The 24,271-nt window shown below is 48.7% G+C and carries 17 protein-coding genes and 4 tRNA genes; 17 read left to right on the forward strand and 4 right to left on the reverse strand.

Annotation, left to right across the window (positions count from 1 at the left end; all coding sequences use genetic code 11):
• Positions 1–178 precede the first annotated feature (178 nt).
• Positions 179–1,531 (reverse strand): WD40 repeat domain-containing protein, encoded by a 1,353-nt coding sequence (locus tag ACO6VG_RS09095; RefSeq protein ID WP_422473607.1) that lies wholly within the window; start codon positions 1,529–1,531, stop codon positions 179–181.
• A 470-nt stretch (positions 1,532–2,001) separates the two neighbouring features.
• Here ACO6VG_RS09095 and birA point away from each other — a divergent pair, with 470 nt between their 5' ends.
• The 15 genes from birA (at position 2,002) to rpoC (ending at position 17,664) form a co-directional block, all read left to right on the forward strand.
• A complete protein-coding gene (birA, locus tag ACO6VG_RS09100) occupies positions 2,002–2,964 on the forward strand; it encodes a bifunctional biotin--[acetyl-CoA-carboxylase] ligase/biotin operon repressor BirA (RefSeq protein WP_422473609.1) in 963 nt (320 codons plus the stop codon).
• Positions 2,961–3,713, forward strand: a complete 753-nt coding sequence (locus ACO6VG_RS09105) for a type III pantothenate kinase (RefSeq protein ID WP_422473611.1) — start codon at positions 2,961–2,963, stop codon at positions 3,711–3,713. The genes birA and ACO6VG_RS09105 overlap by 4 nt, the downstream gene beginning before the upstream one ends.
• A gap of 107 nt (positions 3,714–3,820) precedes the next feature.
• Entirely contained in the window at positions 3,821–4,519 is a 699-nt protein-coding gene (locus ACO6VG_RS09110; protein WP_422473613.1) for an SPOR domain-containing protein, read from the forward strand.
• 105 nt (positions 4,520–4,624) lie between these two features.
• Positions 4,625–4,708 (forward strand) — tRNA-Tyr (locus ACO6VG_RS09115).
• 70 nt (positions 4,709–4,778) lie between these two features.
• Positions 4,779–4,852, forward strand: a tRNA-Gly gene (locus ACO6VG_RS09120).
• Positions 4,853–4,869: 17 nt separating this feature from the next.
• Positions 4,870–4,945, forward strand: a tRNA-Thr gene (locus ACO6VG_RS09125).
• 149 nt (positions 4,946–5,094) lie between these two features.
• A tRNA-Trp gene (locus ACO6VG_RS09130) sits at positions 5,095–5,170 on the forward strand.
• 60 nt (positions 5,171–5,230) lie between these two features.
• Complete coding sequence (gene secE, locus ACO6VG_RS09135; protein WP_422473615.1) at positions 5,231–5,602, forward strand: preprotein translocase subunit SecE; 372 nt, start codon at positions 5,231–5,233, stop codon at positions 5,600–5,602.
• A gap of 9 nt (positions 5,603–5,611) precedes the next feature.
• Complete coding sequence (gene nusG / locus ACO6VG_RS09140; RefSeq protein ID WP_317143703.1) at positions 5,612–6,145, forward strand: transcription termination/antitermination protein NusG; 534 nt, start codon at positions 5,612–5,614, stop codon at positions 6,143–6,145.
• 173 nt (positions 6,146–6,318) lie between these two features.
• Entirely contained in the window at positions 6,319–6,753 is a 435-nt protein-coding gene (rplK, locus tag ACO6VG_RS09145; protein ID WP_252177357.1) for a 50S ribosomal protein L11, read from the forward strand.
• Positions 6,753–7,448 (forward strand): 50S ribosomal protein L1, encoded by a 696-nt coding sequence (rplA, locus tag ACO6VG_RS09150; protein ID WP_422136663.1) that lies wholly within the window; start codon positions 6,753–6,755, stop codon positions 7,446–7,448. Before rplK ends, rplA begins: the two co-directional genes overlap by 1 nt.
• Before the next feature lie 345 nt (positions 7,449–7,793).
• The gene (gene rplJ / locus ACO6VG_RS09155) at positions 7,794–8,324 is read left to right on the forward strand and encodes a 50S ribosomal protein L10 (protein WP_317143700.1); all 531 of its coding nucleotides are present in this window, start codon (positions 7,794–7,796) and stop codon (positions 8,322–8,324) included.
• 132 nt (positions 8,325–8,456) lie between these two features.
• Positions 8,457–8,834 carry a 50S ribosomal protein L7/L12 gene (rplL, locus tag ACO6VG_RS09160; protein WP_422136664.1) on the forward strand — a complete coding sequence of 126 codons (378 nt, stop codon included), beginning with the start codon at positions 8,457–8,459 and terminating at the stop codon, positions 8,832–8,834.
• Positions 8,835–9,311: 477 nt separating this feature from the next.
• Entirely contained in the window at positions 9,312–13,388 is a 4,077-nt protein-coding gene (rpoB, locus tag ACO6VG_RS09165) for a DNA-directed RNA polymerase subunit beta (protein WP_422136665.1), read from the forward strand.
• Between the two features lie 64 nt (positions 13,389–13,452).
• Positions 13,453–17,664: a DNA-directed RNA polymerase subunit beta' gene (rpoC, locus tag ACO6VG_RS09170; protein ID WP_422136666.1), complete on the forward strand. Its 4,212-nt coding sequence runs from the start codon at positions 13,453–13,455 to the stop codon at positions 17,662–17,664.
• Between the two features lie 228 nt (positions 17,665–17,892).
• On the opposite strand, the gene ACO6VG_RS09175 is transcribed toward rpoC, so the two are convergent.
• Positions 17,893–19,260, reverse strand: a complete 1,368-nt coding sequence (locus tag ACO6VG_RS09175) for a Fic family protein (protein WP_422473617.1) — start codon at positions 19,258–19,260, stop codon at positions 17,893–17,895.
• A 116-nt stretch (positions 19,261–19,376) separates the two neighbouring features.
• Positions 19,377–19,904 (reverse strand): hypothetical protein, encoded by a 528-nt coding sequence (locus ACO6VG_RS09180; RefSeq protein ID WP_422136668.1) that lies wholly within the window; start codon positions 19,902–19,904, stop codon positions 19,377–19,379.
• 422 nt (positions 19,905–20,326) lie between these two features.
• On the opposite strand from ACO6VG_RS09180, the gene nhaA reads away from it, so the two are divergent.
• Positions 20,327–21,730, forward strand: a complete 1,404-nt coding sequence (gene nhaA / locus ACO6VG_RS09185) for a Na+/H+ antiporter NhaA (protein WP_422136669.1) — start codon at positions 20,327–20,329, stop codon at positions 21,728–21,730.
• A 109-nt stretch (positions 21,731–21,839) separates the two neighbouring features.
• Here the strand turns inward: nhaA and ACO6VG_RS09190 are convergent, their stop codons facing one another.
• The gene (locus ACO6VG_RS09190; RefSeq protein ID WP_422136670.1) at positions 21,840–22,154 is read right to left on the reverse strand and encodes a helix-turn-helix domain-containing protein; all 315 of its coding nucleotides are present in this window, start codon (positions 22,152–22,154) and stop codon (positions 21,840–21,842) included.
• 312 nt (positions 22,155–22,466) lie between these two features.
• Here ACO6VG_RS09190 and ACO6VG_RS09195 point away from each other — a divergent pair, with 312 nt between their 5' ends.
• The gene (locus tag ACO6VG_RS09195; RefSeq protein ID WP_422136671.1) at positions 22,467–24,179 is read left to right on the forward strand and encodes a choice-of-anchor I family protein; all 1,713 of its coding nucleotides are present in this window, start codon (positions 22,467–22,469) and stop codon (positions 24,177–24,179) included.
• Positions 24,180–24,271 lie beyond the last annotated feature (92 nt).

Below are 24,271 nucleotides of genomic sequence, written 5' to 3' on the forward strand. Positions count from 1 at the left end.
CTGTTCTTTCAGGGCGCAAGTATATGCAGAGCGTGTCTGGCAAGCCAAGGAAAATAATGCGAGTAGCTGGATGCAGGCCGAATAACATGAGTTTGCTGTTTGTTTTCTGGAAGGTCGGATCAAGCCAAAAGATCAACCATGACAGAGGCTTAATTGGCCAGATGGCTTTCCAAAAACATCATTGCAGTATTATGCCCTGAAGAACGGCGGTTAGTAATGCGATTAGCGAAAGGGCTGTGAGTGTCGAAGAATTACCCATTTCGGTGTTACTTTTTATTCTGGTTACCGGGCTGGGTTCTTCACAGTATTCTGTTGTAGTGGCCTCTGTTGTATTGACTGCTGTTGTATTGACTGCTGTTGTATTGACTGCTGTTGTGATGACAACTGTTGTAATCGTTTCAGTTGTGCTGGCTTGAGTTGTAGGCGCTCTTACACCATCGACCCTGTATATCGCGACCTCTGTTCTACCGACTGACAGCCATTTACCGTCGGGGCTGAATGCAAGAGCGTGTGCCGGGAGCGGTGACTTTACGAACGGCAGAGTGTCCGTGAACACGTTGGATAACGGTGTGATCACATAAATACTCACATATCCATTTATATGCCCAACCAGCAGTTGGGTAGCTTTTCGGTTGAAGGCAATGCTCAATATCCGCCTCGGTGCGGTAAGGGTTTGTAGAGGGTTGCCCGGGTTCGTCCCATTATAAAGATTGATTTTTTTTCGATCATCCGCAGATGCCAGCAGGGTGCCGTCGTGGCTGTAGGCAACAGTTAATAACCGGGCGCCTGGAATAAAGAAGTTCTTCAGGAGGTTATAAGGATTGGTCCCGCTGTAAATTCTTACCCTGTTGCCACTCTCGCCGACTGCCAGCTGGCCGTTGATGGGGTGGAAGTCAACTGTTTGTATATAGTTTCTTGCATCGGTCAGGGTTTTCACGTAAGTGAACAGATTTCTCCTGTTTTTAACATAGAGCCTGACATCTGTATCTTTCCCCCCGGCTGCCAGCAGTGTGCCGTTGGAGTTAATGGCAACAGTTTCTATATCGCTTTGCCCTTCGATCAGGGTTTGCAGGTGTTTGAACGGGCTCACTCCTTCAAAAACATTGACCGTATCATCATCCCCTCCGGTTACCAGCAGAGTGCCGTCGGGACTGAAAGTAACGCTTCCTATAAAGTCTGTTGCGCGCACGAAACGCAGGAGCCTGGGGTATCCTGAACTCATATCAAAGATTTGCAGGCTTCCTGAAAGACCGCAGGAGTTAGTGCCGGAACGTACTCCCACAGCCATGAGCGTACTGTTTTTATTCCATGCAATACTCAAAGCGCTGTGGGGTCCACAAGGTGTTGGCAGGGTGGCAGTGGGCGTTGAAGTGGGTATTGCCTGTGGCTGGTTCGGACCTATGTCAATTACATAGAATAATTGAGGAGGTATTTCTCCTGGCCCAATTGAGCGCGGATTTTGAGCCTGTATGCAGCTTACCGGAAGTGAGATAATAAGACTTGCAATAGCCAGATGCTTCCCAAAGTTCATTACCTTCCTCCAGAACTCCAGCTTTGAATAATTCGGACAGTTTCCTCAACCGGTGTGGCCATGACAGAAAACAGTGAAAATAGAGAGACGAGGCTGCTTCAGAAGCGGGCAGCGCTTCCGGGCTTCTGGAAGAAAAAACTGCTGTTCATTCAGGATTGGAACAAAGAGTATCTGGGTTGATCGTTTACGATTGAGTATAAGCGTCTGGATGAAAGAACACCAAAAACATCTCTGTAATATCATTTCCTGAAGAACCGCTGAGAATAATGTGACTGGTAAGAGGTTTGCGGGAATCGTAGCGTAATGCACTTCTGTAACAGCTTTTGTGGGGCTCGTCTTATGAGTGGGAATTTTTCATCATCTTTAATGACGCTTCTTATGGAATCTGTTGAGACAGACTGAATGTCTGAATGATTTGAGCAGCAGGAATGAAGCGCATATTATTTGCTCTCAGTTGTTGGGAGTGGTTGATGGATAAATTACTGGGCTTGTTGGCAGACGGGCAGTTTCATTCCGGTGAAGATCTGGGTGAGCAGCTTGGGATCAGTCGGGCCGCTGTCTGGAAAAAACTGAAAGCGATTGAAGAGCTTGGCCTGGCAGTGGATTCTGTGCGAGGTAAAGGTTACCGCCTCGGCAGTGGTATTGAGCTTCTTGATAATAAAAAGATTCAGAGCAATATAGATGTAGACGTTCGAAATAAATCTGAAGTCCATACCTGCTTTATTACGGAATCAACCAATGATCTTGTTCGTAACCTGGAGCCGGTTCCTGCCGGAGTCACTCGTTTTTGTCTGGCGGAGTATCAAGCAAAAGGGCGGGGGCGACGGGGTCGAGTATGGAGCAGTCCTTTTGGGTCAACAATAAGCTTGTCTGCCCTTTGGCAGAATGGTGAGGGAACGGCTTCGCTGGAAGGGCTCAGTCTTGCGGTAGGTCTGGCCGTTGTAAAAGCACTGGAAACATTGGGAGCCAGAGAATTAAAGCTTAAATGGCCCAATGACGTTCTCTGGCAGGGTAAAAAACTCTGTGGTGTGTTACTGGAAGTCCATGGAGATCCCACGGGTGAGTGTGATGTGGTGATCGGAATAGGCATTAATGTCCGTTTAAGTGATGGGCAGCTGGAGTCCGTGAGTCAGCCGGCTGTTGATCTTTTCCGGGTATGTGGCAAGACGGTGAGCCGAAATGCGGTCGCAGGGCAGTTAATCAATACCCTGACTCATTTGCTCGATGGATTTGGACAAGGTGGCTTTAGACTGTTCAGGGAGCAATGGTGCGAATACGATGCCTATCGTGGCAAGGAAGTTACGTTAATGGCTTCTAACCGATCCGTAACAGGGCGTTATATGGGAGTGGATGATCAGGGGGGGCTGCTGCTCGAGACAGTTTCTGGTCTTCATATTTTTAATGGTGGAGAAGTGTCATTACGTCAATCATGAACGAGCTCATCGATAGACAGTTGCAGCTGGATGCCGGAAATACCCGGCTTAAATGGCGTCTGATGGTCGGTGGTGCTTCCGCTCAATCGGGCTTCATTCATAATGATGCTGACTGGCAGATTATCTTGTCCCTGCTTCTGGAAGAGTTGGGAACTCTTGACTCCATTGCTATTTCAACAGTCTCAGGGAACGCAAGATTAGAGCAGTTAGTGCGCATTTTGTCAGAAGCTACCGGCGTGGAGCCATTTATTGCTAAAACCCGAAAAAGCTTTGCTGGTCTTACAGTTATCTATAAAGAAGTAGAAAGGTTGGGTGTAGATCGGTGGCTGGCCATGCTGGCGGCACATGCTCATTCTCTGCACAATACTAAAATCGTTGTCAGTTGTGGTACAGCTATTACAGTGGATGTGATTGATGGTCACGGAAACCATCAGGGAGGATTCATTGTTCCGGGTATCCGCTTGATGAAAAAAGCTCTGGCCGTCAATACGGCCAATCTCGATAACATTGAGCATCCTGCAGAAGCAACAGCATTGGGAACCGTCACTTCAGAATGTATTAACCATGGTGTTCTGGCTATGGCAGTATCTTTCATTCATGAGACCTGTCTTAAATGGCCGGGCGCCCGTTTGTTTCTGACCGGCGGCGATGCTTCTTTGTTGCAAACTCACATAAAGGAAGGAATAGAGCAGGTGCTGATTGAAGAGCTGGTTCTGGATGGACTCTCGATTGCCTTTGAAAGACAATAATGTTTTTTAATCACCCAGATTTAAAATTAATGGGAAGTCATACTGTTTATAAAAGCTGTTTATAGAAGCTATTTATAGAGTTTAACTTCCAAAATTCGGTTTTTAGTATGCGCTGGATCGTCCTGGTACTTCTCTTTGCCAATGCCGGCTATTTTGTCTGGGGCTATTATCATCAGTCCCATAAGCCCTACCGGGCTGTAAACGTAGGTGCCGAAGTTTCTGTGCAGGCAGGTAAAAGATTGATGCTGCTCTCTGAGGTAGCATCAGAACTCCCTGTGCAAACGCGGGAGAAAAAAAGGACAAAGAAAGTCGCTGAAGCCCAGTGTCTTGTAGTTGGGCCTTTTGAATCCTCTGCAAAAGCAGACCATCTGCAGCAGAAACTCTTTTCTCTGGGTATTTCGAGCAGGGAGCGTTCTGACAACGAGGCAGTACTTGCTGACTACTGGGTGCATATTCCTCCCCGAAGTAATCGGCAGTCGGCAATAAGGTTGTTAAGAGAGTTGCAGGGGCAGGGAATAGACAGTTTTGTGATTACCCAGGGTGAGCTGGCTAATGGCATATCTCTGGGGTTATTCAGCAAGGAAATTTCGGCGAATGAAGTCAGTCGTCGTGTACAAGAGGCGGGTTATGAACCCGCTATTAAAAAGCTACCCCGTGAGCCTGAAACATTCTGGCTGGAGATGACAGATTCAGAAGCAAAGAAGTTAAGCGTCGGTTTCTGGGAGAGGCAGGCTGACGAATACAATGATCTGAAAATGCTGGAAAAAAACTGCAAAAGCGTTGCATCCGACGATTCGATTCACTAATATACGCCTGCGCTTCAGGGCGGCTAGAGAAGACAAGCTTTCTGCATAGTTGGCAGGGAACGGGCTTGACATTGAAATGCTCCTGAATAGAATGGCGCAGCACTTGGTGGGGTTCCCGAGCGGCCAAAGGGATCAGACTGTAAATCTGACGCGAAAGCTTCGCTGGTTCGAATCCAGCTCCCACCACCAGATTTCTAAGTCTTCTTTCTTGTAAGTTGGCTTGATAAGTGGGCATACTGCATGATGTAGGTCCTGCTTTGCGGGTATAGTTCAATGGTAGAACCTCAGCCTTCCAAGCTGATGATGCGGGTTCGATCCCCGCTACCCGCTCCATTAATTCTGATTTAAGTGCTCTTGTAGCTCAGTTGGTAGAGCGCACCCTTGGTAAGGGTGAGGTCGGCAGTTCAAATCTGCTCAAGAGCTCCATATGGTGTAAAGGGGGGGTGGATTCCTCCTGTTGGTTGCCTCTGTTTATGGGGTTTAAAAAAGAATAAGACTTTTCAGCTTGATTGGGGTCGATTATAATTGATCGGTCCTTGTATCGGGGTAGGTATCACAAGACTGCTCAAAGATACAGGCCAGTAGTTCAATTGGTAGAGCACCGGTCTCCAAAACCGGGGGTTGGGGGTTCGATTCCCTCCTGGCCTGCCATTTCTATATTATGTCAGTATAATTTCTGGCAAAGCTTTTCCGAATAGAGATAGTCAACCGATGAGTGGAAAACCTGAAGTAGCACCTAAAGGACGACTGGATGGCCTCATGTGGGCCCTTGTTGCGGTTCTGGTGGCCGCTGGTGTTGGTGGGAATGTTTACTTTGGTGAGTATTCTGTTCTCTACAGGGCGCTGGCTTTGGTGGCCTTGGCTGCAGTGGCCGGGTTTGTTGCGCTTCAAACCGTAAAAGGTGATGCTTTTTGGACGCTGGTCAAGGAAGCTAAGGTTGAGATTCGCAAAGTAGTCTGGCCGACTCGTCAGGAAACTGTTCAGACCACGCTGATTGTTGTAGCTGTGGTTGTAATTATGGGGCTCATTTTGTGGGCGCTTGATTCTCTGCTAGGCTGGATTATCAGCAGCCTGATTGGATAGGGATAAATAATGGCGAAACGTTGGTATGTGGTTCATGCCTACTCCGGCTACGAAAAGCAGGTGATGCGTTCGCTGATTGAGCGCGTAAAGCTTCACGGTATGGAGGACCTCTTTGGTGAGATTTTGGTGCCTACCGAAGAAGTGGTTGAAATCAGAAACGGTCAGAAGCGTAAAAGTGAGCGTAAATTCTTCCCTGGATATGTATTAGTCCAGATGGAAATGAACGAAGATAGCTGGCATCTTATTAAAGATACCCCTCGGGTCATGGGTTTTATTGGTGGTACGGCGGACAAGCCTGCACCAATCACCGAAAAAGAGGCGGATGCCATACTGCAGCGTGTTCAGGAAGGTGTTGAGAAACCACGTCCCAAGACGCTGTTTGAACCTGGTGAGATGGTTAGAGTCATTGATGGGCCGTTTGCGGACTTCAATGGTGTGGTGGAAGAAGTGAACTACGAGAAGAGCCGTCTGCATGTTGCGGTAATGATCTTCGGTCGCTCTACACCGGTTGAGCTGGAGTTTGTCCAGGTTGAAAAAGTTTGATCAGTCTTGAGCGGGTCTTGAGGCATAACAGACTTTAAAAAATTCAAGACCCTGTGCTGCGTAAGTAGTGCAGGGTTTTTATCTGAAGGGCGCAAGCCCTGAACGGGTAGCTGAGGCAGTCTGGTGGAAGCCGAAAGTGACTGTTAAAGCGAAGACCCACTATTGAGGTTGATATGGCTAAAAAAGTCGAAGCTTACATCAAACTGCAGGTGCCTGCAGGTAAAGCTAATCCTTCACCACCTGTAGGTCCTGCTCTGGGTCAACACGGCGTGAACATCATGGAGTTTTGTAAGGCGTTCAACGCAAAGACTCAAGAGATGGATGCTGGTATGCCGATTCCGGTAATAATTACCGTATACGGCGATCGAAGCTTCACCTTTGAGACCAAGACTCCGCCTGCATCTGTTCTGCTGAAGAAAGTTCTGAAATTGAAGAAAGGCTCCGGTCGCCCTAACACTGAAAAAGTGGGTACTGCTACTCGTGAGCAGCTTCTGGAAGTGGCCAAGATCAAAGAGCCTGATCTGACTGCAGCAGACGAGGACGCGGCAATTCGCACCATTGCTGGTTCTGCTCGTTCCATGGGTGTCAACGTGGAGGGTGTGGAATAATGGCTAAGATGACCAAGCGCGCCAAGATGATAGCTGAGAAGGTTGTAGCTGAAAAGGCATACTCCTTCGAAGAAGCTGCTAACGTCCTGAAGGAAGTATCCAGCGTTAAGTTCAAAGAATCCGTTGAGATTTCTGTAAATCTGGGTGTGGATCCTCGTAAATCCGATCAGGTAGTTCGTGGTTCTACCGTTCTGCCTGCAGGAACTGGTAAAGACGTTCGTGTTGCTGTATTCACACAGGGCGCTAACGCTGAAGCAGCTAAAGAAGCCGGTGCTGACATCGTTGGTATGGATGATCTGGCTGCTCAGGTCAAAGCGGGCGAAATGAACTTTGACGTAGTTATTGCTTCTCCGGATGCGATGCGCGTTGTAGGTCAGCTTGGCCAGATTCTGGGTCCGCGCGGCCTGATGCCTAACCCGAAAGTGGGTACTGTTACTCCAAATGTTGCTGAAGCGGTTAAAAACGCCAAGGCCGGTCAGGTACGTTTCCGTACTGACAAGAACGGTATTATCCATGCGGGCATCGGTAAGATCGATTTTGAAGCGGGCTCCCTTCAAGAGAACGCTGAAGCACTGCTGGCTGAATTGAAGAAGCTGAAGCCTTCTTCCAGTAAGGGTGTTTACATGAAGAAAGTCACTCTGTCCTCTACCATGGGCCCGGGTCTGACTATCGACATGAGCTCCCTGAATATCTAATATTCACAGCTTTGCTGAAAACAGCCCGGAGCTGAGAGTCAGCCCTAAGCTGGTTAACGAATAGTGGAAAGCTGCAGGCAGGATATCTGCAGTATCCGAAAGACTTTGGGGTCTCCGGTTTTCGGAGGCCGTCAAAGATCGTAGGTGTGAAGATCTGTGCCTGTTAAATCAGGGTTGGGCCAGGAGGCCTGACAAAAAGATCGACGCTTAATTTCCTGCGTAGACGGTGAGCAATACAAAAGACTGTTTCAGTATTTTGTTATTAACCCTTCACCGTATTGTAACTGCCCGGTTACTCAGTGGCTGAATAGCCGGGTGTTAACTTCATAATTTGGAGTAAAGCCAATGGCGTTAGGACTCGAAGACAAGAAGGCGATTGTCGCCGAAGTCAGCGAGGCTGCACAAAGCGCTCTGTCGGCTGTAATCGCGGACTACCGTGGTCTCACGGTTGACCAGATGACTCAACTGCGTAAGCAGGCTCGTGAAGGTAACGTATACCTGAAGGTTGTACGTAATACCTTGGCCAGGCGCGCTGTTGAAGGTACTGATTTTGAGTGCCTGCAAGACTCTCTGGTTGGTCCAACTGTGCTGGCCTTCTCTCAGGAAGATCCGGGCGCTGCTGCGCGTCTGATTAAGGACTTCGCTAAAGAGAACGATGCTCTGGAAGTTAAGGCTCTGTCCATCTCTGGACAGCTTCTGGGAGCAGAACAGATTGATGTTCTGGCCAAGATGCCTACTCTGGATCAGGCTCGCGCGATGCTGATGAGTGTAATGATTGCACCTGTAACCAAGCTGGCCAGAACTCTGAACGAGTTCCCAAGCAGCATTACACGTGTAATGGCAGCTGTTGCCGACGAGAAAAAGAAAGCCGCCTAAGCCTCTTGGCAGGCATTAAAGCCCTTAGTGCGTGGGAGGCCTTTAATCCGGGTGCTCTCCAGCTGGCTGATTTTTTCTCTTATTTAATGAATTCCGGGGTTTTACCCCAAAAAAGATTTTTGGAGACATACAATGGCTCTGTCTAAAGAAGATATCCTGAATGCAATCGCTGAAATGTCCGTAATGGACGTTGTTGAGCTGGTTGAAGCTATGGAAGAGAAGTTCGGCGTTTCTGCTGCTGCTGCAGTTGCTGCTGCCCCTGCTGCTGCTGGCGACGCTGGCGCTGCGGCTGCCGAACAGACTGAATTCGACGTAATTCTGACTGCTGCTGGCGACAAGAAAGTAAACGTAATTAAGGTTGTTCGCGGCGCGACTGGCTTGGGTCTGAAAGAAGCTAAAGCTGTTGTAGATGGCGCTCCTGCTCCTCTGAAAGAAGGCGTGAGCAAGGAAGAAGCTGAAGACCTGAAGAAGCAGCTGGAAGAAGCTGGCGCTTCCGTAGAAGTTAAGTAATTCTACGACAGCGTTGAAATATCCAGAGCCTATTGCATAATAGACTCAGGTGGCTGGTGCCTCTATGGCACCGGCCTTTTTCCGTTGTATGAGCTATATCGTTCCATGCTGGATGGCAGTGTTCGATGGCTTATTAAATTGATGGGATTCAGATCGGTATTGGCACAGGCTGAACTGTGTGTTACCGCCGAAGTAAATCTCCATCAATCTGAGAAAGTTGCAGTGTCATTGGCAGAGTGGGAGCCTTACCGGAAATCGACAGCTCGGATCATGATCCGTTGGAGCGCAATTTCCGGTCAGATTCTCAGAATGAAAGCCCTGCTTTCATTCTGGACGCTAAAGCTCATGCAACGGTAACGGTTGAAATCACCGTTTTTTAATTGGGTATCAAAAGGGGGCCACCCGCCCTCAATAAACCTAGATGGCCAGGCCAGACGGTCTGAAGCCAGAACCAGGTGACCAAGCTGGGGAACGCTGATGGCATACTCGTATACAGAGAAAAAACGCATCCGCAAAGACTTCGGCAAACTGCCGCATGTCATGAATGTGCCCTATCTTCTGGCTATTCAGCTTGATTCTTATCACAAGCTGCTGCAGTCCGGAAAAGAGCCGACCGCACGTGAAGACATTGGTCTTCATGCTGCATTCAAATCCGTATTTCCAATCGTAAGCTACTCTGGAAATGCGGCGCTGGAATACGTGAGCTACAGGCTCGGTACTCCTGCGTTTGATGTCAAGGAATGTCAACTTCGAGGTGTAACTTACGCAGTACCTCTGCGGGTGAAAGTGCGCCTTATCATTTATGACAAAGACTCTGCCAACAAGGCAATCAAAGATATCAAGGAACAGGAAGTTTACATGGGCGAAATTCCGCTCATGACTGAGAACGGTACCTTTGTAATCAATGGTACTGAGCGTGTTATCGTATCTCAGCTTCATCGTTCTCCTGGTGTATTCTTTGACCACGATCGTGGTAAAACACACTCTTCAGGCAAGCTGCTATACTCCGCTCGTGTTATTCCTTACCGTGGCTCATGGCTGGACTTCGAGTTCGATCCCAAGGACATGCTTTACGTGCGTATCGACCGTCGTCGTAAGCTGCCTGCTACGATCCTTCTGCGTGCTCTGGGCATGAGTAATGAAGAGATCCTGAACTACTTCTTCGATACTGTAGATTTCAGCATCGGTGCTGAAAGTGTCAGTACCGAGTTTGCCGCCGAGCGTCTGCGTGGTGAAGCTGCAAGCTTTGATATTAAAGACGGTGAAGGCAATGTTCTGGTTGAACAGGGGCGTCGTGTTACTGCACGTCACATCCGTCAGCTGAAAAAAGCCAATATTGAACAGCTGGAAGCTCCCGTTGAGTACATTTACGGAAAAGTCCTGGCCAAAACCGTTATAGATTCCGCGACCGGTGAGATCATTGTTGATTGCAACACTGAAATTACCCTGGAAGTATACGAAAAGCTGCTGGCAGCTGGTATCAAGCAGGTTGAAACCCTGTACATCAATGAACTGGATTGCGGTTCATATATTTCCGATACGCTGCGCAGTGACACTACTACAAACCGTCTGGAAGCTCTGGTAGAAATCTACCGCATGATGCGTCCTGGCGAGCCACCCACTCAAGAAGCAGCAGAAACCCTGTTTGGTAACCTGTTCTTCTCTGCAGAGCGTTATGACCTCTCAGCTGTAGGTCGTATGAAATTCAATCGTCGTCTGGGTCGTGAAGAAGACATCGGTTCCGGTGTTCTGGACAACACCGATATTGTTGATGTTCTGAAGACGTTGGTAGACATCCGAAATGGTCAGGGTATCTGTGACGATATTGACCATCTGGGTAACCGTCGCGTCCGTTCTGTGGGTGAAATGGCTGAAAACCAGTTCCGTGTCGGTCTGGTTCGTGTTGAGCGTGCCGTTAAGGAACGCCTGAGTCTGGCAGAGTCTGAAGGCCTGATGCCTCAGGATCTGATTAACGCCAAGCCTGTTGCAGCGGCTATCAAGGAATTCTTCGGCTCCAGCCAGCTGTCCCAGTTTATGGATCAGAACAACCCGCTGTCCGAGGTGACTCACAAGCGTCGTGTATCAGCACTCGGCCCGGGTGGTTTGACCCGTGAGCGTGCCGGCTTTGAAGTTCGGGACGTACACCCGACTCACTACGGTCGTGTATGCCCTATTGAAACGCCTGAAGGTCCGAACATCGGTCTGATCAACTCTCTGGCGACCTATGCCCGTACTAACGATTATGGTTTCCTGGAGTCTCCTTACCGCAAGGTAGTAGATGGCAAGGTAACTGATGATATTGATTACCTCTCTGCCATCGAAGAAGGTGAGTATGTTATCGCTCAGGCTTCTGCGAAAATGGACGACAGTAATAACCTGACTGAAGAGCTGGTTAACGTTCGTCACCGTAACGAATTTACTCTGATGGGTCCTGAAAAAGTCCAGTACATGGACGTTTCGACCAAGCAGGTGGTATCCGTTGCGGCATCCCTTATTCCATTCCTCGAGCACGACGATGCTAACCGTGCTTTGATGGGATCAAACATGCAACGTCAGGCCGTTCCAACCCTGCGTGCCGACAAGCCTCTGGTAGGTACTGGCATGGAGCGTAACGTGGCTTCTGACTCCGGTGTTTGCGTTGTTGCCCAGCGTGGCGGTGTGATTGATACCGTTGACGCTGCCAAGATCGTTGTTCGTGTCAACAACGACGAGTTGCAACCAGGTGAGGCCGGTGTCGATATCTACAACCTGACCAAGTATACCCGTTCTAACCAGAATACCTGTATTAACCAGCGTTCTCTGGTTCGTGCCGGTGAAACCATCGCTCGTGGTGATATTCTGGCTGACGGCCCATCTGTAGACATGGGTGAGCTGGCTCTGGGTCAGAACATGCGCGTAGCCTTCATGCCATGGAACGGTTACAACTTTGAGGACTCGATCCTTATTTCCGAGCGCGTTGTACAGGAAGACCGCTTCACCACGATCCATATTCAGGAACTGACCTGTGTGGCTCGTGACACCAAGCTGGGACCGGAAGAAATTACTTCTGATATTCCTAATGTCGGTGAGTCTGCACTGAACAAACTGGATGAAGCTGGTATTGTTCATGTTGGTGCTGAAGTGGGTGCCGGTGACATTCTGGTCGGTAAGGTAACTCCTAAAGGCGAAACCCAGCTGACTCCGGAAGAAAAACTGCTGCGTGCGATCTTCGGTGAGAAGGCTTCCGACGTTAAAGATACTTCCTTGCGTGTGCCAACTTCTGTTAAGGGTACCGTCATCGACGTACAGGTATTCACCCGCGACGGCGTTGAAAAAGACAGTCGTGCCCAGGGCATCGAAAAGGCGGCTCTGGACGAATACCGCAAGGACTTGAACGAAGAGTTCCGTATCGTTGAAGAAGATACCTTCGATCGTCTGCGTGAAGCTCTGCGTGGTCAGCCTGTCGACCGTGGTCCTGGCCTGAGCAAGGGCAACACCATCACTGACGAATTCCTGAATGATCTGGAACACGAACAGTGGTTCCGTCTGTCCATGTCTGACGAGGCCCTGAACGAACAGCTGGATCTGGCTAAAGAACAGCTGAAAGAACGTCGTGCACAGCTCGACGAGCGCTTCGAAGACAAGAAGAAAAAGCTGCAGACCGGTGATGACATGGCGCCTGGCGTCCTGAAAATTGTCAAGGTTTATCTGGCTATCAAGCGTCGCATTCAGCCAGGTGACAAAATGGCGGGTCGTCACGGTAACAAGGGGGTTATCTCCATCATCATGCCTGTCGAGGACATGCCCTATGATGAAGAAGGTAATCCGGTTGATATCGTACTTAACCCGCTGGGTGTACCGTCTCGGATGAACGTAGGGCAGGTTCTGGAAACTCACTTGGGAGCTGCGGCTCGTGGTCTGGGTCACAAGATCAACCGCATGATCGAGTCTCAGAAGAAAGTCGCTGAAATCCGTGAATTCCTGGATCAGGTCTATAACGGAGTGGGTGGCGGACGTGTTGAGGAGTTGGACAAGTTCACTGACGAAGAAGTCATGGAACTGGCCAACAACCTGCGCGGCGGTGTACCGATGGCTACTTCAGTATTTGATGGAGCCAAAGAGTCTGAAGTTAAGGAGCTGCTGCGTCTGGCAGACCTGAGCGACACGGGACAGGTAAAATTGCACGACGGCCGTACTGGCGATGCCTTTGACCGTCCTGTCACTGTGGGCTACATGTACATGCTGAAGCTCAACCACTTGGTTGATGATAAAATGCACGCACGTTCTACAGGCTCCTACTCTCTGGTTACCCAGCAACCGCTGGGTGGTAAGGCCCAGTTCGGTGGTCAGCGTTTCGGTGAGATGGAGGTATGGGCACTGGAAGCCTACGGTGCTGCCTACACCCTGCAGGAAATGCTGACTGTTAAGTCTGATGATGTGACCGGGCGTACCAAGATGTATAAAAACATTGTCGATGGTGATCATCGAATGGAAGCCGGGATGCCCGAATCCTTCAACGTACTGTTGAAAGAGATTCGCTCTCTGGGTATCGACATTGAGCTGGACACCGAATAACGAATACGTGAAATCCGCCGGTCAGGCATAGTCTGGCCAGCAGGTGGATCGAGGAGATGCGATCTTGAAAGACCTACTGAATCTACTCAAGACCCAGGGTCAGACCGAAGAGTTTGACTCGATTCGTATCGGTCTGGCTTCCCCAGAAATGGTACGTTCCTGGTCTTACGGTGAAGTTAAAAAGCCGGAAACAATCAACTACCGTACGTTCAAGCCTGAGCGTGACGGCCTTTTCTGTGCCAAGATCTTTGGTCCGGTCAAGGACTACGAGTGCTTGTGCGGTAAATACAAGCGTCTTAAGCACCGTGGTGTCATCTGTGAAAAATGTGGTGTAGAAGTTGCGCTGGCGAAAGTGCGTCGTGACCGTATGGGTCACATCGAACTGGCCAGCCCTGTTGCTCACATCTGGTTCCTGAAGTCTCTGCCATCCCGTATCGGTCTGTTATTGGACATGACCCTGCGTGATATCGAGCGGGTACTGTACTTTGAGTCTTACGTAGTGATTGATCCGGGTATGACGACCCTGGAGAAAAACCAGCTGCTGAACGATGAGCAGTACTACGAGGCTCTGGAAGAGTTTGGTGACGACTTTGATGCCCGTATGGGTGCTGAAGCCATCAAAGCTCTGTTGGCTGACATCGAGCTGGGTGAAGAAGTTGACATGCTGCGTGAAGAAATTCCGCAGACCAATTCCGAAACCAAACTGAAGAAACTGAGCAAACGTCTGAAACTGCTGGAAGCTTTCCACAAATCAGGTAACAACCCTGAGTGGATGATTCTGACTGTTCTGCCGGTTCTGCCACCCGATCTGCGTCCTCTGGTGCCGTTGGATGGTGGTCGCTTTGCGACGTCTGACCTGAATGACCTTTACCGTCGTGTAATCAACCGTAACAACCGTCTGAAGCGTCTGCTCGATCTTAATGCTCCAGACATCATTGTCCGCAATGAAAAGCGTATGCTGCAGGAATCTGTAGACGCGCTGCTGGATAATGGTCGTCGCGGTCGTGCTATCACCGGTTCCAATAAGCGTCCCCTGAAATCCCTGGCTGACATGATCAAGGGTAAACAGGGCCGTTTCCGTCAGAACCTGCTCGGTAAGCGTGTTGACTACTCTGGCCGTTCTGTAATCACCGTAGGTCCTACCCTGCGTCTGCATCAGTGTGGTCTGCCCAAGAAAATGGCTCTGGAGCTCTTCAAGCCATTCATTTTCGGCAAGTTGGAAGCCAAAGGTCTGGCGACCACCATCAAAGCTGCCAAGAAGATGGTAGAGCGTGAAACCCCTGAGGTTTGGGACGTTCTGGCTGATGTAATCCGAGAACACCCGGTGATGCTGAACCGTGCACCTACACTGCACCGTCTCGGTATCCAGGCGTTCGAACCGGTTCTGATCGAAGGTAAGGCGATTCAACTGCATCCGCTGGTGTGTGCGGCTTATAACGCTGACTTTGATGGTGACCAGATGGCGGTACACGTACCTCTGACTCTGGAAGCTCAACTGGAAGCCCGTGCCCTGATGATGTCTACCAACAACATTCTGGCACCAGCAAGTGGCGAACCTATTATCGTACCTTCCCAGGACGTAGTACTGGGTCTTTATTACATCACCCGTGACCGTATTAACGCCAGGGGTGAGGGCATGGCCTTCGTTGACGTAAACGAAGCCCTGCGTGCCTACCGTACCGGTCATGCTGATCTCCATGCCCGTATCAAGGTACGTGTTGCTGAAAAGTACAAAGACGACGACGGCGTAGAGCACAGCAACGCTTTCCTGGCAGATACTACTATTGGTCGTATCCTGTTATGGGAAATCGTACCTGAAGGTCTGCCTTTCGAACTGGTCAACCAGACCATGAAGAAGAAGGCGATCTCCCGTCTGCTAAATACCTGTTATCGCAACGTGGGTCTCAAGGAAACCGTTATCTTCGCTGACCAGATGCTGTATATGGGCTTCCATTATGCGACGATTTCCGGTTCCTCAATCGGTGTTAACGACTTTGTTATCCCGGGCGACAAGAGCCGTATCATTGATGACGCTAACGAAGAAGTGCGTGAGATTGAAAACCAGTTTGCTTCCGGTCTGGTGACACAGGGTGAGAAGTACAACAAGGTGATCGACATCTGGTCCCGTGCCAACGAATTGCTGGCCAAGCGCATGATGGACAACCTGAAGTCCGACACCGTGATCAACCGTCAGGGTGAAGAGGAAGAACAGGAATCCTTCAACAGCGTTTACATGATGGCCGACTCCGGTGCTCGTGGTAGTGCTGCACAGATTCGTCAGCTGGCCGGTATGCGTGGTCTGATGGCCAAGCCGGATGGCTCCATCATCGAAACGCCGATTACCGCAAACTTCCGTGAAGGTCTGAACGTACTGCAGTACTTCATCTCTACTCACGGTGCTCGTAAAGGTCTGGCAGACACCGCTCTGAAAACAGCGAACTCCGGTTACCTGACCCGTCGTCTGGTAGACGTTGCCCAGGATTTGGTAGTGACTGAAGACGACTGTGGCACTGTCCGTGGTCTGCAGATGACTCCGCACATCGAAGGTGGTGAAGTCGTAGAACCTCTGGGTGAACGTATCCTGGGTCGTGTGGTTGCTGAAGACGTACTCAAGCCGGGTGCAGAGAATGAAATCGCTGTACCTGCCGGTACCCTGATCGATGAGGCCTGGGTTAAGCGCCTGGAGCTGATGAACGTTGACGAAGTCAGGGTTCGTTCTCCAATTACCTGTGAAACCCGCTACGGCATCTGTTCCAAGTGTTATGGCCGTGACCTGGGTCGTGGACACCTGGTTAACAAAGGGGAAGCGGTCGGCGTTATCGCTGCCCAGTCAATCGGTGAGCCCGGTACCCAGCTGACCATGCGTACCTTCCACATCGGTGGTGCTGCATCCCGTGCATCTGCACAGGACAACATCTCTGTTAAGAACAAGGGTACCGCCCGTCTGCTGAACCTGAAGCACGTTGAACGTAAAGACGGTGCGCTAGTTGCTGTAAGCCGTTCTGGTCAGCTCGCTATCGCAGATGAATTCGGACGTGAGCGTGAGCGTTACAAGCTGCCATACGGTGCGGTTCTGTCTGTCAAGGACGGTATTGAAGTAGAAGCCGGTCAGATAGTGGCCAAGTGGGACCCACACACCCACCCCATCGTGACCGAACTGTCCGGTACCGTTAAGTTTCTGGGCATGGAAGAAGGCATTACCGTCAAGACTCAGACGGATGAGTTGACCGGTTTGTCCAACATCGAAGTTCTGGATCCTAAGGATCGTCCTTCTGCTGGAAAGGATATCCGTCCTGCTATCCAGTTGCTGGATGCTAATGGCAAAGAACTGAAGCTGCCAAATACTGATGTAACAGCACAGTACTTCCTGCCTGCGAACGCTCTGGTGAACCTGGCCGACGGCGCGACGGTAGAAATTGGTGACGTAGTTGCCCGTATTCCGCAGCAGTCCGGCGGTAACAAGGACATCACCGGTGGTCTACCACGAGTGGCCGACCTGTTTGAAGCCCGTAAGCCCAAAGAGCACTCTATCCTTGCGGAAATCACTGGTACCATCGGTTTTGGTAAAGAGACCAAGGGCAAGAAGCGTCTGGTCATCACCCCGAACGATGGCAGCGATCCTTATGAGGAGCTGATTCCGAAGTGGCGTCACCTGAACGTGTTCGAAGGTGAACAGGTGACCAAGGGTGAAGTTATTTCTGACGGTCCTACGAACCCCCACGACATTCTGCGTCTACTTGGCGTTGGTGAGCTGGCCCGTTACATCGTTAACGAAATCCAGGATGTATACCGTCTGCAGGGCGTTAAGATTAACGACAAGCACATCGAAACCATTCTGCGTCAGATGCTGCGTAAAGTTGAAGTGACCGACACCGGTGATTCTTCTCTGATCCGCGGTGACCAGTTAGAACTGACCACTGTTCTGGAAGAAAACGAGAAGCTGGGCGATCAGGATCAGATTCTTGCCAAGTACGACAGGGTTCTGCTAGGTATCACCAAGGCATCTCTGGCCACTGAGTCCTTCATCTCTGCGGCTTCCTTCCAGGAAACCACAAGAGTTCTGACCGAAGCAGCTGTTACCGGTAAGCGTGACTACCTGCGTGGTCTGAAGGAGAACGTAGTCGTGGGTCGTCTGATTCCTGCAGGTACAGGTCTGACTTACCACGAAGAACGTCGTAAGGGTCGTGAAGAGCCTGAGTTTGAAGTACCGAGCAAGGTATCTGCTTCTGAAGTTGAAGCGGCTCTGTCTGAAGCTCTTAACTTCGGCGAGGTGTAAAAATAGGCTGACGCCTGTTTTTATACAGTGAGCTAAATGAGAGAGGCTGCCTTCGGGTGACCTCTCTTATTTTCACAGAGCCAGTTGCTGTCTCGTAAATGTTCAACGATGGCTTTTATTTACCTGTAGTTTGGTACGCTCTGACGCAGACACGGTAAGCTATTTCTATGTAACGCAATTTCGTGACAACCAATAGCAATGGCAGGTTGGTTGAACGAGTGCTGCTGCTTATTTCCCAGCCAGCCAGAGATAAAATTGGCTTTCTGATATTCCAAGGCCAATGATAGCGCCAGCGTGGAGATTGTTAAGGTCGGTCATTGTCATAGCCATAAACCTCTCAACATCTCCGATGCCATTGTTCAGGCAGAATTGTTCGATAAGTTGAGCCGCATCTTGACGGTGTAAATTATCACGGATGACCTGACCCATGACCTGTTTTCTCAACTGTCGGTGTTGGACTCGGAAGGCATCGATCTCACCCAGTGACTTTTTGACAACTTCGTACTGATTGCAGGAGCGAAGATAAGCCCAGGCAAATAGATCCAGCATAGGGCTGATGTCATTAAATTCATAAATTGCCAGCAGTGCGGCAATATAGTCATCGCGGGGGACATCGGTAAAGCTTAGAGGGCATAGATTCTGCTTGATAAATGGGATATTACAAGTCAGGCGAGAGGTGCGCTTATTGACATCTTCAAATGCCTGCAAGTATGAAAGATGCACCAGAAGAAAGAAGCTCTGTTCGAATGGGTCTTCTATTTTATTGGCTTTGACCAGTATCAGTTCCAGCATTTCTCTAAGGATATGAGGGTTTTCGAGAGGCGTGTAACTTGATTTTCCTATTTCGACGGTTACTGTTCGGATGTTACCGCAACTCTGTGGATTTGCCAGTAAGTCCTGGGAGAGGAGGTTGTGCAGGTTGAATAGAGTAAAACTGTCGAGTTTGATCAATTCTGCATTTTCAATGAGAAACAGAATTGCTTCTTTGTGATTCATAATCATCACGGTTTCTTCATGAATTTTTCCATCAGCCGTAATGCCATTTTCAATCAGCTTCTGAGTGTCAAGTTTTGAGTAAGTATTTCCCTCAAGTCGACTTGAGTTGTAAGACAGGTCAATCAGAAGTCTCTGACATATCTGACGGGCATAGGTGCCAGCGGCTAACTGTTGATCAAAGCGTTTACCTTTCAGGAATAGTTGTCTGCGAATGTCATAAGGGACATAACTTGTTTCGTTAGGGACATAAGCTTCGATAAATTCCCTGTTATAGGACACTCTCGTCCGGGCATGGAGCGGTGTTTCCAGCAAATAAAGAGCATTCTGGCTATTGGGGCTGAAAATTAAGCTCGATTTGTCCTTATTTTGTCTCTTACTATCGGTTCGGGAAAGATGAGTCGGATAGTACTTTGTTGTTCTTTTGTTTCCTTCTTTTGCAATAACTCCGTTAGCACAAAGGCTGTTTAACCGTCTCTGTAATGTCTTGTTATTTATAGAAAAAGAAAGTAGATCTGAGATCTCCTTTCGAGCCAGACCTCTTGAATTCAGCTCTATAACTTTAATGATTTCATGAAGTTGATCGCCAATACTTAACGTCATCATTGTCTCTTAAATGTGTCCCTTAAAATCCTATTCGGACAATTATAGGACATGTAAAGGACAAATAAAGGAGATTCTGGGACGTTTAAAGGCAGACTGACCTTAGACCGCAAATTTCATTTGAAATGAGCCTGAAAGACAATGGAATAAACGCCTCCCGTCACTCTGACAAATGCGTCATTTTCATGCATTGGACGAATGTATAACTCATCGCCAGAACTGCTTCTTTGCACATCGCTAAGAGCGGTTGTGATCATTACGTGCCTGGGCTTTGTTGCAGGCTGTTGTGAGTTAAGAAATGTTCCTGCACTTGCGAGGTTATATAATCCCTCCGTGGTAACAAATGGTGTTCGTTGATTGTCACTGAGCTGCTTATAATATGCAGCTAATGGAGAGTCTGGTACTTCGAAGGCTTCATGGTGTAGATAGTGGTTCCCATCGTTTGTTCGTATCAGAAACCTTGTGAATATAGCCTGCCTGATGACAGCTATATAGTTCACCATTCCTATTGGCTTATCTATTAGAATTTTTCTTATATCACCTTGATTGTTTTTGTATTCAAATTGATTGTTAGAAATCTTTTTTATTTCAGCAGCAGTAGAAATAAACGAGATAAATAAAAATATTATCATTGATCTTTTCACTGTGATTCTCTCTTGAAAATTTTACTTTGATTCGGCCTCGATCACAGTTAATCAACATTAGCACAAATACACTATTCAAGCAGTCACATAGTAAATGCTATCTGCTCGTTCGCTGCGCCCAGCCGATCGTATAAGGCGGCTGAAGCAGGCATTATATTTTTCTACCAATTATCGAGAAAGGTAATAATATGAAGAAATGCTTTTTTGAGGAACGAGTTGATGGAAACAGCTTGCTATGTCTGTGTTAAACAGCAACCGGCTCAGGAGAAAAGCCCTCTTTTTTAAACTTGAGAGGTTTAGAGATAAAACCTTCAACAGACGACTGACTACAGGCAATAAAAGACTCACTGAACATTCACGAGACATCAACAACCTCATGATGTAGTCTACGGTGTCAAGCTTGATGCTCTTGAGGAGTTGCTGTGGCGGGAAATAATTTCACAAAATTTATAGGTCGAAAAGGCAAGGTTTATAACGCTCGCTGGGAGGTGGCATTTGACCGCATCCTCACGCCTTTTGAAGAATTTATCCATCGTCAAACGACCAGCGGTATCCTTCTGATGATCTGCGCTGTCATCGCTCTGGTGATCGCGAACAGTAATCTGTACCCCCTCTATGAACAGATCCTGAAAACCTACGCCGGAGTCTCATTCGGCGACGGTGGTCTGAAGATGTCTGTTCACCATTGGGTCAATGATGGCTTGATGGCTTTTTTCTTTTTCCATGTTGGTCTCGAACTCAAGCGTGAATTCCTTGTCGGTGAGCTTTCCGACCTCAAGCATGCCGTATTGCCTATCATGGCGGCGATTGGTGGTATGGTGGTGCCCGCACTGATCTATGCCGGTATCAACCCGAGCGGTGTTGCTGCAGACGGCTGGGGCATTCCAATGGCAACGGATATTGCTTTTGCTGTTGGTACTTGTGCGCTGCTGGGTGGTCGTGTTCCTAAAAGCCTGATCACCTTCCTGGTGGCCCTGGCCATTGTGGATGACCTGGGCGCTATCATGATCATTGCCGTCTTCTATACCAACGAAATCAATCAGCTTGCTTTGCTATGGGCTGCAGGATTTACTGCATTATTATGGGTTCTCAATGCTTCCGGTATTCGTAGTCCATTGCCTTATCTGCTAATAGGTGCGGGCCTCTGGTTTCAGCTCTACGAAGCAGGTATTCATGCGACATTGGCTGGTGTTATTACCGCTTTTGCCATACCGGCAAAACCCAAATACGATCCAGTTGCATTCAGCTTTCAGGTAAAAAATCTGATTCGACGATTTGACCGGAGTTACCGCCCTGGTGAAGATGTTCTGCGAAATGAAAAAGTGCTGGCTTACGTTCGGGCTCTGGGTAATGGTGCCCGCCTTGCAGAAGCTCCACTGCAGAAAATAGAAACGGGTCTGCACCTGCCTGTTACCTATATCGTCATTCCTATTTTTGCCTTGGCTAACGCCGGTATACCCTTTAATGTATTCTCCGGGGATACCGAGATTTTCAATAACGTCACTCTGGGTGTTACTCTGGGTCTGGTATTAGGGAAGTTAATTGGTATTGCCGGTGCTACCTGGGTAGGCTGGAAACTGGGATGGGGTGATTTGCCACACGAATGTAACTTCCTGCATATTGTCGGTGTTGCCTTCCTGGGCGGAATTGGTTTCACCATGTCTATCTTCATATCAGAGCTGGCATTTGCTGGCAGCCCCAATGATCTGGTACTGGCAAAAGCAGGGGTTCTGATTGCCTCCCTGATCGCGGGTATTGCAGGCTTTATCTGTTTGACTAAAGCTTCTCCAAAGGCTGATGAAAAGGCTACTGCTGAGCAGGCTTGAAGTCAGACTATTATCTGAGAACGAATAACCCGGAGTTGGCTCCGGGTTTGTTTTTTAGGGATATAGTTACGGCTCTCGCCATTGCAACATAATTCCTTGAAAGTGTTGTTCAAAGACTCGCAATATACGAAAGAGTTTCTGGATGGCGCTGGACCAGCCTAAGCAGGGTAACGACCTGACCATTGGGTACACTGCGCCCTTGCTCCCAGTTCTCCAGGGTGCGGACAGAGGTATGCAGCAAGCGTGCAAACACGCCTCTGGACATATTAAACGTTTCACGAATACCGACAATCTCATCTGGTGAGATGCTCAACTCGCCTTTATCGTCTACCTGATGGCTTCTCAGCGTCAACTTACCTTCTGAGTGCTCCCTGGCTTCAGCAAGAGCAGAGCTGAGTTCCGAGAATAAATCACGATTGCTCATTACGCCATGCCTCCATAAATAGTCTTAACTGCTTCCTCCGCCTGGTAGCCAGGTTTGCCATTTCATTTTTGCTGTAAAGGGTCAGCCTCCCGGATAATAGACCCGCAAATAGCCACACCTGTCTTTACCCTTGACAGCAATGCGTACCCCGCACGCTGAAAGGTTTGAGTTGTTATTGTTATGCTATAGCCTCTCCAGTGGTGGGACGAGAAAAGCCAGTTTTTGTCGTCTTTGTGTCAACAATGTCATTAAATAGTCATTTGTAACCGTTATAAAAAGCCCTGATCAAATTGAATAAAATCAGGAATCTCAATGGAACTGAAACTCGCTCGCAACGCTATCACTCTGGCAGCTCCCTTCATTTTGGCTGGCTGTTCAATGGTTCAGGAAAACGTTGAAGTTTCCCATCCCACCATGGAGCCGATCGCTCGATATGCTTCTGGCACTTACCATAAAGGGGCTGCAGAGATTGTGGCCTGGCATAAAGCCAGTCAATCTATCTATGTTGTCAACGCCCTGGATAAAACCGTAGATATTCTCAGCGGTAAATCACTCAAGGGGCAGCCACTGGCTGATCCGACCATGGATTCCAATATACTCAAAATTGGCAAGATCAATCTTGAATCCAGTATTGACGGCATGAAGCTGGGCACCGCCAACAGCGTTTCTGTTCATGGCGATCTGCTGGCTGTTGCTGTTGAAAATAGTGACAAACAAAAGAAAGGCGTTGTCATTGTTTATAAGCTCGATTCTGAAGGTGGCGCTGTATTCAGTGACTATAAGGTTGTAGGTGCACTGCCTGATATGGTGACCTTTACGCCCGATGGAAAATACCTGCTGACAGCAAACGAAGGTGAACCCTCATCGGATTACAAAATTGACCCGGAAGGTTCAGTCAGTGTCGTCAAGGTTACCTCTGAAGGCAAACTGGAAGAACCACGTCATGCTACTTTCACTGCTTTCAACAAGGGGTACTCCAGAAACAGTGAGCTGCCAGAGGATGTCAGGGTTTTTGGTCGTGATGCTTCTGTGGCTCAGGATCTTGAGCCCGAGTACATAGCCGTTTCTGATGATTCCAGAACAGCGTACGTCTCTCTGCAGGAAAACAATGCCCTGGCATTGGTTGATATTGCCAATGCTCGCATTGATTCTATTGTTCCCCTTGGTTACAAGGATTATGGTCAGTTTGCGATGGATGCCAGCAATAAAGACGGTGGTGTGAATCTGCAAAAATGGAGTGGTGTCTATGGTATGTATCAGCCAGATACCATCGCTACCTATTCCGTAGAAGGTAAAACCTATGTTGTAACAGCCAACGAAGGTGATGCCAGAGATTATTGGTACAAAGCTGCTTCTGAAGCTCAATGTCTGGCTTCTGGTGGTCTGAAATACGATGATGAAGACGGTTGCCTGGGGTTCACAGAAGAAGTTCGTACCAAAAAGGTTAAGGTGGCCCTGGAGCACCCTAACGCTGAAGCAGCCAAAGACCAGAAAAAGCTGGCTCGTCTGAAAATTACCAACACTCTGGGTGATTCGGATAACGACGGCAAGTTTGAAGAACTTTACTCCTACGGAGCACGCTCATTTTCTATCTGGAACGAAACAGGTGAGCTGGTCTATGACTCAGGCAGCGACTTTGAAGAAGTGACGGCTGCTGTGCTGGGTAAACACTTCAACAATAATGACGAAGAAACCAAAGGTGATAACCGCAGTGACGACAAAGGCCCTGAGCCAGAGGCATTGGCTGTGGGTGAGATTGATGGACGTCAATATGCGTTTATTGGTCTGGAACGAACCGGCGGTGTCCTGATGTACGACGTGACTCATCCTGAAAAAGCCAAGTTTGTCAGCTATGTCTACAACCGTGATTTTTCAGTTGATACTGAGAAAGAACCAGAAAAAGCGGGGGATGTTTCTCCGGAGGGTATGAAGTTTGTAGAAGCCACTGACAGTCCAACTGGAAAGCCTTTATTGATAATCGGTCATGAAGTCTCTGGTTCTACACTGGTATATCAGGTAGATTGATTAGACGTGCCTTTCGGTAGATTATTATCGTTTTTGTCTTCAAAGGGTTGAGGGTTGCCAGAGAATTTCCGGCAACCCTTGTTTAAAGTGAA

It is taken from the genome of Endozoicomonas sp. ALB032 (assembly GCF_049310125.1).
Classification (GTDB): Bacteria; Pseudomonadota; Gammaproteobacteria; order Pseudomonadales; family Endozoicomonadaceae; genus Endozoicomonas_A.